Below are 14,675 nucleotides of genomic sequence, written 5' to 3' on the forward strand. Positions count from 1 at the left end.
GCCTCTATTGCTCGGACAGCTTCATCTCCGGCACGTAGTCCTTGCCCTCGATATCCTTCACCACGGCCTGGCCGCACTGCATGATCTGGCTATCGGCATTGAAGGTGTAGGTCGGCGAGCCGTAGAGATCCCAGCCCTTGTTGAGGGCGGCCGTTACCTTGTGACAGAAGCTGGCATCGTCGGGGCCGGTGAGAAAACGGTAGAGCTTCATGGCTGTGTTCCTTTGTTTCGGATGGCCTCGACCTTTGCAAGACAGGCGATCGCCTGTTCGAGATGCAGGGCCTCGACCATTTTTCCCTTGTGAACGATGACCGACCTGCCCGCATTGTCGGGGTGAGCGAAGGCCGCGACGATCTCCAGCGCTTCTGCCTCATCCTGCACCGTTGGGCCGAAGGCGGCATTGGCCGGTGCGATCTGCTGCGGATGGATCAGCATTTTGCCGTCAAAACCCATGTCGCGGCCGGCAGCGCATTCCTGTGCGAACCCTTCGGCATCGCCGATATCGTTGAAGACGGCGTCGAGAACGTCGAGCCCGCTGCCGCGCCCGGCAAGAAGGATCTGCATGAGCCAGGGCACGAGATAGGTGCGCCCTGGGAGAGCCGCAACGCCCGTTTCCTTGCGCAGATCGTTGAGGCCGGGAATGAGGCAATCAAGCCGCCCGCCGCGGGTTCGCCCGGTCTCGGCGATCGCGGCCACGTTGAGAACGCCCCGCGGCGTCTCGATCATCGCCCAGAGCCGCAGGTCTTCCAGACCGTCGCCCTCGTCCATCGCTTCGGCAATGTCGAGAATGTCGCGCGGCCCTTCCACCTTGGGTACCAGCACCGCATCGAACCGGCAGGCGGACAGCGCTTCGAGATCCGCTTCGCCGAAACCGGAGGCAAGGCTGTTGATTCGGACGATCCGCTCGATACCGGGCGTGGCCTGTGCCAGATGACGCACCAGCGCTTCGCGTGCACCGGCTTTGCGCTCCGGAAGCACGGCATCCTCCAGATCGTAGATCACTGCATCGGTTGAAAGGCTCGCCACCTTCGCGAGCGCGCGGTCGTTGTCGGCGGGTACGCAGAGCACCGAGCGACGAATGCGGTGGGGATGGCGATCGGACAAGGACATCATGCCATGTTGTGCCTTTCCCGTCCCGTCTTCGCAAGTCTCATGCTTTCAGAGCCTCGCCTATCAGCAACGCACCTGCAGACGGTCATCAAAAAACCGGCCCCGTCTTTCGATGGAGCCGGCTGATATGTCTGGAAAAATACGGGCCTCAGGCGGCCTTGCGATCGTGACGGCCTTCTTCCACTTCCTCGACGATCTTCGCCACAAAGGCATCGAGATCGCCAGGGTTGCGAGAGGTGATGATGCCCTTGTCGGTCACCACGGCCTCGTCCGACCAGAGGCCACCGGCATTGACAACGTCCGTCTTGATCGACTTGAAGGACGTAACCTTGCGACCCTTGACCGCGCCGGCCTCGACCAGCAGCCACGGCGCATGGCAGATGGCGGCCACGACCTTGCCGGACGAGACGAATTCGCGAACAATCCGGAGCGCCTCGTCCTCGACGCGCAGCTTGTCGGGATTGATCTGTCCGCCCGGCAGAACGAGCGCATCGAAATCCTCGATCCTGACGTCCTTCGCCTCGAGATCGACGTCGATGCTGTCGCCCCAATCCTTTTCGTCCCAGCTCTTGATGCTGGTCTTGCCGATCGAGGCGATCTTCACGGTCGCACCCTGCTTCTGCAAGTCATCATAGGGCACGCGCAGTTCAGACCGCTCGTAGCCGTCCGTTGCGAGAATGAGGATTTTGGATTCCTTGATGGAAGGCATAAGCCTGCTCCTTACTGTCTTTTGATATTTTGCTTCCGATCATCCCGGGGATATCGGAGGCGAATGTCACGACGGGTTCGCCCTGTTAACGAGACGCTCCACCGATCGTTCCCCAAAAACATCCGCATCATTTCCGACCCGGCCTGTCGCATCAGCAGACGATCAACGTCGAAAATGAAACCGTTCACGCACACAACATTGACGCGAACGATAAAAGAACATATGTAGAACATCATGAAAAAGTCGCTGAAAGAGCGTTTGGCCATCCTTTCGGATGCGGCCAAATACGATGCGTCCTGTGCCTCCAGCGGAACGACGAAACGCAATTCGTCGGCCAGTGGCGGCCTCGGCTCTACGGAGGGATCCGGCATCTGTCATGCCTATGCGCCCGACGGGCGATGCATTTCCCTGCTCAAGATCCTGATGACGAATTTCTGCATCTACGACTGTGCGTATTGCATCAACAGGTCGTCCAGCAATGTCGAGCGCGCACGCTTTTCGGTCGAGGAAGTCGTCTGGCTGACGCTCGAATTCTATCGGCGCAACTATATCGAAGGCCTGTTCCTGTCGTCCGGCATCATCCGCTCGTCCGACCATACGATGGAGGAGATGGTGCGCATTGCGCGCGAGCTGCGCGTCACGCATAATTTCCGCGGCTACATCCATCTGAAATCCATCCCCGAAGCATCCGCTGCGCTGATCGAAGAGGCCGGGCTTTATGCCGACCGCCTGTCGATCAACATCGAACTGCCGACCGATGCAGGCTTGACCCGCTATGCGCCGGAAAAACGGCCTGCCGGCATTCGCAAGTCGATGGGCGATCTCCGCCTGAAGATCGAGGAAATGCGCGACCCGACCCTTCAGACCAAGCGCATACGGCGCTTTGCGCCCGCCGGTCAAAGCACGCAGATGATCGTCGGCGCCGACCAGGCGAACGACAGCGTCATCCTCGGCACCAGCGCCCGGCTTTACGGCAGCTACGGCCTGCGCCGTGTCTATTACTCCGCCTTCAGCCCCATTCCGGATGCCTCACGCAACCTGCCCCTCGTCAAGCCGCCTTTGATGCGCGAGCACCGGCTCTACCAGGCCGACTGGCTCTATCGCTTCTACGGCTTCGGCATCGAGGAGATCACGCGCGACCAGCCGGATGGCATGCTCGATCTCGATCTCGACCCGAAGCTCGCCTGGGCGCTCGCCAACCGGCAGCGCTTTCCCGTCGACATCAACAAGGCCGATCGCGAGATGCTTCTGCGCGTACCCGGTTTCGGCACGAAGATCGTCCGCGCCATCCTCACCGCCCGCCGGCACCGCACCTTGCGGCTGGAAGATCTCGTCCGCCTCAAGGTCTCGCTGAAAAAAGTACAGGCCTTCATCATTGCCGAAGGCTGGACGCCGTCGCGCTTGATCGACCGGCCGGACCTGCGCACGATGTTCGCGCCGAAACCGGAACAGCTGGTCCTTCTCTGATGCAGCCGCTCGACCTTGAGAGGCAAACGGTCATGCTCGACGGGAAGGGCGATTTCGGCGAATGGCGGGAGGCCGCACGCCGGCTTCTGATGGTGGGAACGCGGCCGGCCGCCGTGGACTGGCGGGAAAAGCACGGCGCAACCGACCTCTTTGCCGATCCGCCGCCGGCGCAGCCGAACGCAGAAGCGAAACCAGAGGGAGCGCGGCCGGAGATCACCGTTCCCCGCGCCTTCATGACGCTGGCGGAAACCGTGATCTGCCATTCCGATCCCGGCCGTTTCACGCTTCTCTATCGCACGCTCTGGCGCCTGCAGGCCGAGCGCAATCTGCTCGACATCGTCTCCGATGCCGATGTCGTCCGTCTCAATGCCATGGAAAAATCCGTTCGTCGTGACAGTCACAAGATGAAGGCCTTCGTGCGCTTCAAGGAGATCGGCGCCAGCACATCCACAACAGGCACATCGACGACGGACATCATGGAGGTGATCGCCCGTCCCGCCCCTCTGGAGGCGAGCGGCATCCCGATCGGCCGCCGGCGTTTTTTCGCCTGGTTCGAGCCGGATCATTTCATCGTCGCGCGCGCGGCCCCTTTCTTCCAGCGGCGCTTCACCGATATGGACTGGATCATCGCCACGCCGAAAGGCTCCGCCGCCTGGGATGGAACCGCGCTGACGGTGACGTCGGAGCCGGCCGACGATCCCAAACTGACCGATGACGCGGACACACTGTGGCGCACCTATTACAGCAACATCTTCAATCCGGCGCGGCTGAAGGTGAAGGCGATGCAGTCGGAAATGCCGAAGAAATATTGGAAGAACCTGCCGGAAGCCGACCTCATCCCCGGCCTGATCGCCGGCGCGGAAGAAAAAGTGCGGGCCATGGCCGAACAGGCGATGAGGGACCCGCCGGCCTTCCACGCGAAGGTGCGCGAGGCCGCCATGCCAAAGACCGAGGAGAACACCACCCGTCCCGGTACGCTGGAGGCCGCACGAGCAGAAGCGCGCGACTGCACCCGCTGTCCGCTCTCCTGCAAGGCGACGCAGACCGTGTTCGGCGAAGGGCCTGACGACGCAAAACTGATGTTCGTCGGCGAGCAGCCGGGCGACCAGGAGGATCTTGCCGGCCGTCCCTTCATCGGCCCCGCCGGCAAGATGTTCGACACGATCGCCGGTGAGGTCGAGCTCGATCGGAAACATGCCTATGTCACCAATGCGGTGAAGCATTTCAAATACGAGCCACGCGGCAAGCGCCGTATCCACCAGAAGCCGAATATGGGCGAAATCCGCGCCTGTCGCTGGTGGCTCAAGCTGGAACTCGACCTGATCCAGCCCAAACTGGTGGTCGCGATGGGCGCAACCGCGCTGACCTCCGTCATGAACCATGCCGAACGCCTCAGCGACTACCGGAGCCGCAGGGTCGATCTCGATGACGGGCGTGCGCTCTACACCACAGTCCATCCCTCCTACCTCCTGCGCATTCCCGACGAGGGACGCAAGCGTGAGGAGATCGACCGTTTTCGCGAAGATCTGCAAGCGATCAAGAGCCTCAGCGACACACTATAGAGCCGGCTATGCGGTAGCCGGTGTCAGACAGAGACCAATCCCCATGGCAGGCTGTTCATAACCTCATGGCCATCCGGCGTGATCAGCAACTGGTTCTCGATGATCATGCCGCCGACGCCCTCCACATACCAGGGCGTCTCGAAGGCGACGACCATACCGGGCTCCAGCACGACGCTGCTGGTCGCGGAAAAGAACGGCCACTCCTCGCTGCCGAGCCCTGCACCGAGACCATGGCCGAAATGGCCGCGGCTGAAACCCGGAAAGCCCGCTTTCGCCATCGCTCCACGCGCCGCCTCATGCACCGCCCGCATCTCTATGCCTGGCCGGATCTGCGAGAGGCCCGCCGCGAAAGCCTGAGACAGCGCGTCGAACAGCCGGCTCTGCAGGGCCGTCGGCGTGCCGCAGACGAAGGTCCGTCCGGTATCCGACGTATAGCCACTGATCAGGCAACCCACATCGACCTTGATCAGCGATCCCTCCTCCACCACGCCGCCCCGCGACCAGGGATTGGCGCCGACCGACACATATTCCCAATGTCCTGTCAGGTTGTGGATATCCCGCTCCCGCGCCGCCGCCTGCACGGCCGACGTCCAGACCTGCGCCAGCGCATCGCGCGTCTGCCCGGGCGCGATCGCCGCCGCCAGTGCGCCGATCCCGACCTCGGCCAGCGTGACGGCGGTGCGCAGATGTTCGATCTCCCGCGCCGATTTCACCATCTTCAGCCGGCGCAGCACGTCGCTGCCATCGACCAGCCGGCAACCGGGCAGTGCCGCCGACAACGCGGCGAAATCCGAAACCGAAAGGCTGTCGAGCTCGACGCCGACACGCGCGCTGCCAAGCTTCCGGGCCGCCAGAAGATCGCCGGCGAGGCGAAACCCGAGCGCCGCATCGAACGTCTCCGGCCGCACAAAGCCAGCCGCCCGTCCGGAGCCTGCCCACGCAGCGACAATAAGATCGGGCACAGGCTGGGTTGTGTCGTGCAGCCTCACATCCGCCGTCTCCACCCAGAGCGGATGGATGCGGATATCAGTGACCGCGCTCGATGCCCGAAAACTCTCCTCGAACAGATCGCTGACGACGGCACCGATGGGCAGACCCGAATCTGCGGGAACGAGGGCCGCGACGGCCCCGGCACGCCGCCACATCGTGCCGACACCGGGGCTCGCACCCGTCGCATAGGTAAAGCCTTCCGGCGTGAACAGAAGAAGCGCATCGAGTCCGGCCGCAGCCATGAGCCGTGCCGCCCGGTCCCTGTCGAGATACGTCATATCCGTCTCCATTCACCCGGGCTTCATTGCGGTCTGTACGCTAGAGTTTGTCAGGGATAAGTGGAATCCGGTTATCCCCAAGAGACAAACGACAACAAAGGAATCTAGAGTCTGGCTGCTTCAGAATGAACCTGACAGACTCTAGATATTGCCCATGCAGAGATATTTCATGTCGAGGTAATCCTCCATGCCGTGCCGCGACCCCTCGCGGCCGATCCCCGACTGTTTCAGCCCGCCGAAGGGCGCCGCCTCGGACGACATGCGTCCGGTGTTGATGCCGATCATGCCGTAGTCCAGCGCCTCGGCCACTCGCCAGACTTTGCGCAGCTCGGTGGCATAGAAATAGGCCGCAAGGCCGTAGATCGTGTCGTTCGCCTGATGGATCACATCCTCGACGGTCTCGAACCTAATGACCGGTGCCACCGGGCCAAATGTCTCGTCGCAGGCGACCAGCATGCCGTGATCCACATGGGTCAGCACCGTCGGCGCAAAGAAGGTGCCGGTCTCGCCGACCCGACCGCCGCCGCAAAGCACCTGCGCGCCGCGCAACACCGCATCCTCGACATGATGCGTCACCTTGCGCAGCGCCGCCTCGTCGATCAGCGGGCCGACCGAAACGCTCGGCTCGAAACCATCCCCGACGCACAGATCGGCGACATGGGCCGCGAGCTTTTCGGCAAAGGTGTCATAGATCGCGGACTGAACATAGATCCGATTGGCCGACGTGCAGGTCTGCCCGGCATTGCGGAACTTCGCCTGCACGGCGCCATCGACCGCGGCGTCGATATCCGCATCGTCGAAGACGATGAACGGCGCGCTTCCACCCAGTTCAAGGCTCACCTTCTTGATCTGGTCGGCACATTGCCGCATCAAAAGCCGCCCGACCTCGGTGGAGCCGGTGAAGCTGATCTTGCGCACCTTCGGATGCGTGCAGAGCTCATAGCCCACCGCCTGGCCCTCGCTGGCAAGGACGAGCTGGAACACGCCTTCGGGGAAGCCGGCATCGATCGCCAGCCGATGCAGCGCGACGGCCACCAGCGGCGTCTGTTCGGCCGGCTTCAGGATGACGGGGCACCCCACAGCCAGCGCCGGCGCGACCTTTCGCGCCACCATGGAGGCCGGGAAATTCCACGGCGTGATCGTGCCGACGATGCCGACCGGCTGCTTGATCACGAACATCCGCCTGTCCGTGGACGGTGCCGGAAACGTCTCGCCATAGACGCGCTTCGCCTCTTCGGCATACCATTCGATATAGGCTGCGGCATGCTGCACCTCCGAGCGCGCCTCGCCCAGCGGCTTGCCCATCTCGGCGGTCAGGATCGCGGCGAGATCGTCGATATGCGCGAGGACGAGATCGTGCCAGCGCCGCATGAGCTGGCTGCGGTCCTTGGCGGGCAGCCCCGCCCAGGCCGGCTGCACCACCGATGCCCGCTCGATCGCCGCGCGCGTTTCCGGCACGCCCATATCCGGCAGGGTCGCGAGCAGAACGCCGGAAGAGGGATTGCGAACCTCGAACGCCGCACACGTCACCTCGGCCTCGGCAAGGATCCGCGGATCCCGGAGATGGCGGGTAAGGTCGGATGTGACACGCATGGCAGGCTCCCGAGTCAAGGCAATTCCCCACCGCGTCAGGCGTTCTAATGCCCCGGGGAGAAGGCTCCAGACATTGCCGCGATTGGCCCGATGTGACCAATGAAATCCGCTGATCAGATGACCACGCCAACGAATGAAAAGGGCGAATGATCGGCGCTGCGAACGATCGTCAGGCGTCGATGGCTGCAGCGGGAAACACCACCCGCGCCCTCAGGCCGCGGCCGGTCCCGCGCTCATCCATCACGGCCGGCCCGAGCGAGAGACGTCCCTCGAAGCGAACCGCGATCTCCTCGACGATCGGCAGCCCGAGCCCAAGACCCGGCGCCTCGCTCTCGCCGCGGGCAAAGCGCTGGCGCACGGCGGACAATCTTTCCGGTGGAATTCCCGGCCCGTTGTCCTCGACATCAAGGAACACGACGGCCAGCTCGTGGCCCACCCTCACCGTTACCTCGGCACCCTGTCCGGCATAGGCGAGCGCATTTTCCACGAGGTTGCGCAGGAGTTCGCCGATCAGCAGCGGTTCCGCGGCGATGAAGGCGGTTCCCTCGCCTTCGAAGCCGAGATCGATACCGGCATCGGCCGCGCGGGGCACGTATTCCGCCGTGATCTCCCGCGCGACCATCGTCAGGTCCATCGGCACCGGAGTGGTCGACGATCCCGATCCCGTCGCATCGATCTTTGCCAGAAGCAGCAACTGCGTCAGGATCCGTTCCGCATGACCGACGGCCTCGTCGCTGCGGGCGATGAACGTCTTGATGTCCTTCGGCTTTTCGGACCGGGCCGCGAGCGCGAGCTGTGTGCGCACCACGGCGAGCGGCGTGCGCAGCTGGTGGCCCGCATTGCCGGAGAAATGCCGCATGGCATCGAGCGCCGATTGCAGCCGCACCATGAAGGAATTGACCGTCTCGACCAGCCCTTCCACCTCCCGCGGCACGGATTGCCGGATCGGGCGAAGATCATCGGGGCTGCGCTCGGCAATGGCGTCGCCCAGCCGGTAGAGCGGACGGAGCGACAATGTGACGGCGATCCAGACGATGGCCGCCGCCCCGACGATCAGCAGGAACAGGCGCAGTGCGGAGCGAAACAGCAGCGCACGGGCCAACTGCTGGCGCGCCACCGTGGTTTCCGCCACCGTCACGACGAAGGGTACGGAATTGATCCCCGTCGAGGCGGAGCGTTCCAGCGCGGCAATACGGATCGGCTCGCCGCGATAGTCGGAATCGAGATAGACCGCCTGCCGTCCCTGCATTTCGGCAATGCCTGGCAGGGTCCGGTAACCGGTGATGAAATGGCCGGGCGGCCCATCGACCCGGTAGAACACCCGGTCCTGCGCTGCCGAGGTCAACATTTCCAGCGCGACATAGGGCATGTCGACCTCCAGCGTGCCGTCTTCCGCAACGACCACACGGTCGGCAATCGCGAGCGCCGATCCCGCCAGCACACGATCCGACACGCTGTTCGCCGTCTTCACGGCTTCCCGATAGGTATCGCCGAGTGCGATGATGCCGATGACGGCCGTGGCTGCCAGCAGCCAGGCCAGCAGCCGCCTGCGCAGCGAATGCGCTGCCCGCACCCCGCTCATGCCATGTCCGGCGCAGGATCGGCCGGCGCCGCCGCCTTGTCGAGATAGTAGCCGATGCCGCGCGCCGTACGCACCGTCAGCCCATAGGGCGAGAGGCGCTTGCGCAGGCGGCTGACATATTGCTCGATGGCATTGGGGCTGAGATCGTCGTCGAACGCCGTCAGCGACTGCATGATGGCGTCCTTCGCCACCACCTTGCCGGCCCGCATGAACAGGATCTCCAGAAGCCCGGTCTCGCGCAGGGGAATGTCGATAGGGATGCCGTCGGACGAGAAGGTCCGCGAGGTCAGGTCCAGCGAAACCGAGCCGAAGGTGACCATGGAAGAGCGCAGGCCCGCCTGCCGGCGCAGAAGAACGCGCACACGCGCCTCGAACTCGCCGATGTCGAAGGGCTTGATCATATAGTCGTCGGCGCCGAGATCGAGCCCGCGCACCTTTTCCTCCGCACTCCCCCGCGCGGTCAGGATCAGCACGGCCGACCGGTTCTGCCGCGCCCGCATGGAGCGCAGCACGTCGAGCCCGTCCATCTCGGGCAGGGTCAGGTCGAGGATCACGAGATCGAACCGCTCGGTTGCCGCCGCCGCATCCGCCGAAGCACCGTCACGCACCACGTCCACGGCATAGCCGCTGCCGCGCAGGATGGCGGCAAGCCCTTCCGACAGGACCTTGTTGTCTTCGACCAGAAGAATTCTCAAAACGTGGCGGCTCCTCGACCCTCGCGATCCTAGAATAAGTCCTGGTACGGACAAAACGATTTTCGACCATCGATTTGGAATTGCAGAGGAAGCCGGCTTGGCCACGCTTGTGCGAAGGCCACCGCTGGCGCACACTCCGCCGATGTTTCGCCTCGCCGCAGCCTTCCTCCTGTTTCTTGCCGGTCCGGTCGCTGCCGCCGCCGCGCCCGATTTTTTCCCCGCACGATCCGGCCGGGCGGATGCGCCGGTGCTCAACGTCTATTCCTCGCTGGACGATCCCCTGGCGCAGCCGCTGATCAACGGGTTCCAGACCGCCAATCCCGACATTGCCGTTCGCCATGAAAACATGCTGACCGGCGAGATCTACGACCGGATCGTCCGGGAAACGGATGCCGGGCAGAAGACGGCGGACTTCGCCTTTTCCTCGGCGATGGACCTGCAGGTGAAGCTGACCAATGACGGCTATGCCCAGCCAAGCGACCTGCCCCTCACCCGCTCCTGGCCGGCCTGGGCCAACTGGCGCAACACCGCCTATGCCCTGACCTTCGAGCCGGCCGTCTTCGTCTACCACAAGCCGAGCTTTGCCGGCCGCAAACCGCCCTCGACCCGCGCGGAGTTCGTGCGCTTCCTGCGCGAGGCGGGCAGCAAGGCCTTTGGCCGCATCGGCACCTACGATATCGAGCGTTCCGGCGTCGGCTTCCTGTTCATGGCGCGCGATCAGGAGCAGTTCGGCGACATCTGGTCGGTGATCCGCGCCATGGGCGACGCCGGGGTCAAGCTTTATGCCACGAGCTCCGATATTCTGGAGCGGGTCGCCGATGGCCGCTTCCTGCTCGGCTACAACATCGTCGGCTCCTACGCGGCCGATTGGGCCGAGCATCATCCCGATCTCGGCATCATCCTGCCGACCGATTACACCGTCGTCATCTCCCGGATCGGCCTCGTGCCGGAGGCCGCCGCTGCACCCGAACTCGGACGGCGCTATCTCGAATTCTTCATGTCCGCCGAGGGTCAGTCGATCATGGCGCGCGAGCTTCATATCGCCGCCGTCAATCCGGACGTGGCCGGCGACAACACGGCAAGCACGTTGCAGGACATTCTGGGCGCGCAGCTGCGTCCCGTTCCCGTCAGCCCCGGCCTGATGGTCTATCTCGACCAGGTGAAGCGTGCCCGCCTGATCGCCCGCTGGAAGGACGTGCTCGGCCTCCCATAAACCGTGACCCCCGGACAGAAACCAAAGCCCCCGCGAAATCTGGCGCGATCTATCCTGAGTTATGCACGGGATGCATGGATGTCAGGTTGATGTCAGCTTACTATGGTGGCTTAGTGGTGTTCGTCAGCCGTGGAGGCGGTGACGAAGCGGTGCGGAGGAGTGTCTCACCCAAAACGGCCCGAGCGAAGATCCCTCGATCTCACGCGCGCCTGTTCCACATACTCCTCGCGTCAAGAATCGAAACAAAGCGCGCAAACGCGCTGACGGAGGACGTCACCTTGAAACAGTTTCTCATTGCATCCCTGATCGCCGGTGCCATGGCGCTCCCAGTGGCCGCTGCCGACTACACCATCATCGCACCGGCCAATCCCGGCGGCGGCTGGGATCAGACGGCGCGCTCCATGCAGACCGCCCTGCAGCAGGAAAAGATCTCCGGCAACGTGCAGGTGCAGAACGTACCCGGCGCCGGCGGCACGATTGGTCTCGCCCAGTTCGCCAGCCAGTCGGCCGGCAACCCCAATGCCCTGCTCGTCGGCGGCTACGTCATGGTCGGCGCCATCCTGACGAACAAGTCGCCGGTTTCGCTGAGCGAAGTCGAGCCGATCGCCCGCCTGACCGGCGAATACGAAGCGATCGTCGTTCCCGCCGAATCGCCGCTGAAGACCATGGGCGACCTCGTCGAGGCGCTGAAGAAGGATCCGGGGTCGGTCTCCTGGGCTGGCGGCTCGGCCGGCGGCACCGACCATATCGCGGTCGGCCTCATCGCCAAGGCAGCCGGCGTCGATCCGACCAAGATCAACTACATCGCGTTTTCGGGCGGCGGCGAAGCGCTGGCAGCCATTCTCGGCAATCAGGTCACCGCCGGCATCTCCGGCTACGGCGAATTCGAATCGCAGGTGAAGTCCGGCACGCTGCGCCTCCTCGCCGTCTCCAGCGCCGAGAAGATCGCCGGCGTCGAAGCCCCGACGCTGAAGGAAAGCGGCCTCGACGTGGTCGTACAGAACTGGCGCATGGTCGCCGCTGCGCCCGGCCTGTCCGCCGAACAGAAGGCCGCCGTCACCGCCGACGTCGAAAAGATGGTGAAGTCCGCCTCCTGGCAGGAAACGCTGAAGACCAAGGGCTGGCAGGACACCTACCTGTCGGGCGACGCCTTCAAGGAACAGCTCGCCAAGGACGTCTCGGCCACCGAAACCATCCTTAAAGACATCGGTCTCGTTCAATGAGCGAACTTTCGCGCACACAAAGCGCAACCTCGCGCCGCCCCGACAGGGCGGCGCTTGCCGTTGCGGTCTTCCTCGGCGGCCTTGCCGGCCTGATCTTCTGGGATAGCTCCCGCCTTTCGGCCATGGCCAATTACTCCAAGATCGGCCCTGCCACCGTTCCCTTCGTCATCGCCTGGTGTCTTCTCGGCCTGGCCATCTGGACCGCCGTTGCCGCTTTCCGCAGCGAGTTCCCGGTGCGCGAACGCCAGGAAATTCCGCCGGTCGCGTGGATCGTCGGGGGTCTCGTCCTGCAGATGCTTCTGCTTCGCATCGCCGGCTTCTCGATTGCCACGGGCCTGCTCTTCGCGTTCACGGCGGCGGGCTTCGGCCGGCGCAAGCTGTGGATCACCATTCCGGTCGGCATCGTGCTCTGTCTCGCCGTCTGGCTCATCTTCGCCGGTCTCCTGCAGCTGTCGCTGCCGGCAGGGCCGCTCGAACACCTCTTCTTTTAAGAGACCGTCATGTCGACATTCGAATTCCTGCTCCAGGGCATCGGCATTGCCATGCAGCCGATGAACCTGCTCTACGCGCTGGTCGGCGTGACGCTGGGCACCGCGGTCGGCGTTCTCCCGGGCATCGGCCCGGCGCTGACGGTCGCACTCCTGCTGCCCGTGACCTACCGGCTCGATCCTGCGGGATCGCTGATCATGTTCGCGGGCATCTATTATGGCGGCATGTATGGCGGCTCCACCACCTCGATCCTGCTCAACACGCCCGGCGAAAGCGCCTCCATCGTCACGGCGCTGGAGGGCAACAAGATGGCCCGGAAGGGCCGGGGCGGACCGGCCTTGGCGACCGCCGCCATCGGCTCCTTCGTCGCCGGCCTCATCGCCACCATCGGCTTGGCGTTCATCGCACCCTTCGTGGTCAAGGTGGCCCTCGTCTTCGGGCCGCGCGAATATTTCGCGCTGATGGTTCTCGCCTTCGTCACCGTATCCTCGGCCTTCGGCGATTCCACCCTGCGCGGGCTGACCTCGCTCTTCATCGGCTTTGCCCTGGCCATCGTCGGCATCGACCAGCTGACCGGTCAGGCGCGCATGAGCTTCGGTGTGCCGGACCTGCTCGACGGCATCGAAGTGACGACGCTCGCCGTTGCCCTCTTCGCCATCGGCGAGACGCTCTACATCGCCGCACAGGGCGCGACGGGGCCGGACAAGGTCGAGGCCGTCAAGGGCTCGGTGTGGATGACCAAGCAGGACTGGTCGCGCTCCTGGAAGCCCTGGCTGCGCGGCACGTTGATTGGCTTCCCGATCGGCGCCATGCCGGCCGGCGGTGCTGAAATCGGCACCTTCCTCTCCTACGCCACCGAAAAGCGACTGACGAAGCACCCGGAAGAATTCGGGCACGGTGCGATCGAAGGTGTCGCCGGACCGGAGGCCGCCAACAACGCGTCCGCCGCCGGCACGCTGGTGCCGCTCCTGACGCTCGGCCTGCCGACGACGGCCACCGCCGCCATCATGCTCGCCGGCTTCCAGCAATACGGCCTGCAGCCGGGCCCGCTTCTGTTTGCCACCAACCCGCAACTCGTCTGGGGTCTCATCGCCTCGCTGCTGATTGCCAACTTCATGCTGCTCGTCCTCAATCTGCCGCTGGTGGGCCTCTGGGTGAAGCTGCTGACGATCCCGAAGCCCTGGCTCTATGCCGGCATCCTGCTATTCGCGACGCTCGGCACCATCGGCGCCAATCCGTCCGTCTTCGAACTCGGCATGCTGCTCGGCTTCGGCCTTCTCGGCTACATCATGCGCATCCTCGGCTATCCCATCGCGCCCGTCGTAGTCGGCCTCATTCTCGGGCCGCTCGCCGAACAGCAGCTGCGCCGGGCGCTGGCGATCAGCCAGGGCGATCCGAGCGTGCTCTTCACCTCGCCGATCGCGGCCGTGCTGCTGACCATCGCAGCACTGGCTCTGATCGTGCCACTGATCCTGCGGGCGCGCGGACGCGGACAGGTGCTCTCGCAACTGGCCGCCAGCGAAGACTGATCCGAGGTTTCATCGCGCATGACATCGAATGGCAGGATGCTCTTGGGGCGTCCGGCCATTTCCATTTCCGGCTTTGGACAGCGGCAATATAATCGGTTTAATTCCGGCGATACTTGTCTCTGCAAACGTCTTAGCGGCGGCCTCGCGAAGTAATAGTTTCTTAAGATGTCCGTCTTGCTTGCCGCGCATGGCTGCAATGAACTCTTGTGCATTGTGAAAGGGGCTTGGGAAGCCC

At 64.0% G+C, this 14,675-nt stretch carries 13 protein-coding genes; 6 read left to right on the forward strand and 7 right to left on the reverse strand.

Annotated elements, in window-relative coordinates:
* Positions 1-4 precede the first annotated feature (4 nt).
* From C8J33_RS15505 to C8J33_RS15515, 3 genes are all read right to left on the reverse strand, one after another.
* Positions 5-211, reverse strand: a complete 207-nt coding sequence (locus tag C8J33_RS15505) for a DUF1737 domain-containing protein (RefSeq protein ID WP_132664841.1) — start codon at positions 209-211, stop codon at positions 5-7.
* Complete coding sequence (locus C8J33_RS15510) at positions 208-1,110, reverse strand: HpcH/HpaI aldolase/citrate lyase family protein (protein ID WP_132664913.1); 903 nt, start codon at positions 1,108-1,110, stop codon at positions 208-210. Before C8J33_RS15510 ends, C8J33_RS15505 begins: the two co-directional genes overlap by 4 nt.
* A 148-nt stretch (positions 1,111-1,258) precedes the next feature.
* A complete protein-coding gene (locus C8J33_RS15515) occupies positions 1,259-1,819 on the reverse strand; it encodes a type 1 glutamine amidotransferase domain-containing protein (RefSeq protein ID WP_132664842.1) in 561 nt (186 codons plus the stop codon).
* Positions 1,820-2,053: 234 nt separating this feature from the next.
* Here C8J33_RS15515 and C8J33_RS15520 point away from each other — a divergent pair, with 234 nt between their 5' ends.
* Entirely contained in the window at positions 2,054-3,286 is a 1,233-nt protein-coding gene (locus tag C8J33_RS15520) for a putative DNA modification/repair radical SAM protein (protein WP_110801105.1), read from the forward strand.
* A gap of 32 nt (positions 3,287-3,318) precedes the next feature.
* Positions 3,319-4,848, forward strand: a complete 1,530-nt coding sequence (locus C8J33_RS15525; protein ID WP_245507191.1) for a UdgX family uracil-DNA binding protein — start codon at positions 3,319-3,321, stop codon at positions 4,846-4,848.
* A 23-nt stretch (positions 4,849-4,871) separates the two neighbouring features.
* Here the strand turns inward: C8J33_RS15525 and C8J33_RS15530 are convergent, their stop codons facing one another.
* The 4 genes from C8J33_RS15530 to C8J33_RS15545 form a co-directional block, all read right to left on the reverse strand.
* Complete coding sequence (locus tag C8J33_RS15530) at positions 4,872-6,116, reverse strand: M24 family metallopeptidase (protein ID WP_132664844.1); 1,245 nt, start codon at positions 6,114-6,116, stop codon at positions 4,872-4,874.
* A 141-nt stretch (positions 6,117-6,257) separates the two neighbouring features.
* Positions 6,258-7,709 (reverse strand): NAD-dependent succinate-semialdehyde dehydrogenase, encoded by a 1,452-nt coding sequence (locus C8J33_RS15535; protein WP_132664845.1) that lies wholly within the window; start codon positions 7,707-7,709, stop codon positions 6,258-6,260.
* 169 nt (positions 7,710-7,878) lie between these two features.
* Positions 7,879-9,282, reverse strand: coding sequence for a sensor histidine kinase (locus C8J33_RS15540; RefSeq protein WP_165929830.1), 1,404 nt, complete (start codon positions 9,280-9,282; stop codon positions 7,879-7,881).
* A gap of 5 nt (positions 9,283-9,287) precedes the next feature.
* Positions 9,288-9,986: a response regulator gene (locus C8J33_RS15545; RefSeq protein ID WP_110730390.1), complete on the reverse strand. Its 699-nt coding sequence runs from the start codon at positions 9,984-9,986 to the stop codon at positions 9,288-9,290.
* 142 nt (positions 9,987-10,128) lie between these two features.
* On the opposite strand from C8J33_RS15545, the gene C8J33_RS15550 reads away from it, so the two are divergent.
* The 4 genes from C8J33_RS15550 (at position 10,129) to C8J33_RS15565 (ending at position 14,440) form a co-directional block, all read left to right on the forward strand.
* A complete protein-coding gene (locus tag C8J33_RS15550) occupies positions 10,129-11,199 on the forward strand; it encodes an ABC transporter substrate-binding protein (protein ID WP_132664914.1) in 1,071 nt (356 codons plus the stop codon).
* A gap of 278 nt (positions 11,200-11,477) precedes the next feature.
* On the forward strand, positions 11,478-12,422 hold the full coding sequence (locus tag C8J33_RS15555; RefSeq protein WP_110801207.1) for a Bug family tripartite tricarboxylate transporter substrate binding protein: 945 nt from the start codon (positions 11,478-11,480) through the stop codon (positions 12,420-12,422).
* Positions 12,419-12,913 (forward strand): tripartite tricarboxylate transporter TctB family protein, encoded by a 495-nt coding sequence (locus C8J33_RS15560; protein WP_132664847.1) that lies wholly within the window; start codon positions 12,419-12,421, stop codon positions 12,911-12,913. The genes C8J33_RS15555 and C8J33_RS15560 overlap by 4 nt, the downstream gene beginning before the upstream one ends.
* A gap of 9 nt (positions 12,914-12,922) precedes the next feature.
* Complete coding sequence (locus tag C8J33_RS15565) at positions 12,923-14,440, forward strand: tripartite tricarboxylate transporter permease (protein WP_110730386.1); 1,518 nt, start codon at positions 12,923-12,925, stop codon at positions 14,438-14,440.
* Positions 14,441-14,675 lie beyond the last annotated feature (235 nt).

Origin of the sequence: Rhizobium sp. PP-CC-3G-465, from assembly GCF_004343445.1 — a bacterium.
GTDB lineage: Bacteria > Pseudomonadota > Alphaproteobacteria > Rhizobiales > Rhizobiaceae > Ferranicluibacter > Ferranicluibacter rubi.

What these genes read in the sequence shown, in the direction of transcription:
- C8J33_RS15505 (WP_132664841.1), bottom strand. Translation starts at nt 211, where the DNA reads ATGAAGCTCTACCGTTTTCTCACCGGCCCCGACGATGCCAGCTTCTGT.
- C8J33_RS15510 (WP_132664913.1), bottom strand. Translation starts at nt 1,110, where the DNA reads ATGTCCTTGTCCGATCGCCATCCCCACCGCATTCGTCGCTCGGTGCTC.
- C8J33_RS15515 (WP_132664842.1), bottom strand. Translation starts at nt 1,819, where the DNA reads ATGCCTTCCATCAAGGAATCCAAAATCCTCATTCTCGCAACGGACGGC.
- C8J33_RS15520 (WP_110801105.1), top strand. Translation starts at nt 2,054, where the DNA reads ATGAAAAAGTCGCTGAAAGAGCGTTTGGCCATCCTTTCGGATGCGGCC.
- C8J33_RS15525 (WP_245507191.1), top strand. Translation starts at nt 3,319, where the DNA reads ATGCTCGACGGGAAGGGCGATTTCGGCGAATGGCGGGAGGCCGCACGC.
- C8J33_RS15530 (WP_132664844.1), bottom strand. Translation starts at nt 6,116, where the DNA reads ATGACGTATCTCGACAGGGACCGGGCGGCACGGCTCATGGCTGCGGCC.
- C8J33_RS15535 (WP_132664845.1), bottom strand. Translation starts at nt 7,709, where the DNA reads ATGCGTGTCACATCCGACCTTACCCGCCATCTCCGGGATCCGCGGATC.
- C8J33_RS15550 (WP_132664914.1), top strand. Translation starts at nt 10,129, where the DNA reads ATGTTTCGCCTCGCCGCAGCCTTCCTCCTGTTTCTTGCCGGTCCGGTC.
- C8J33_RS15560 (WP_132664847.1), top strand. Translation starts at nt 12,419, where the DNA reads ATGAGCGAACTTTCGCGCACACAAAGCGCAACCTCGCGCCGCCCCGAC.
- C8J33_RS15565 (WP_110730386.1), top strand. Translation starts at nt 12,923, where the DNA reads ATGTCGACATTCGAATTCCTGCTCCAGGGCATCGGCATTGCCATGCAG.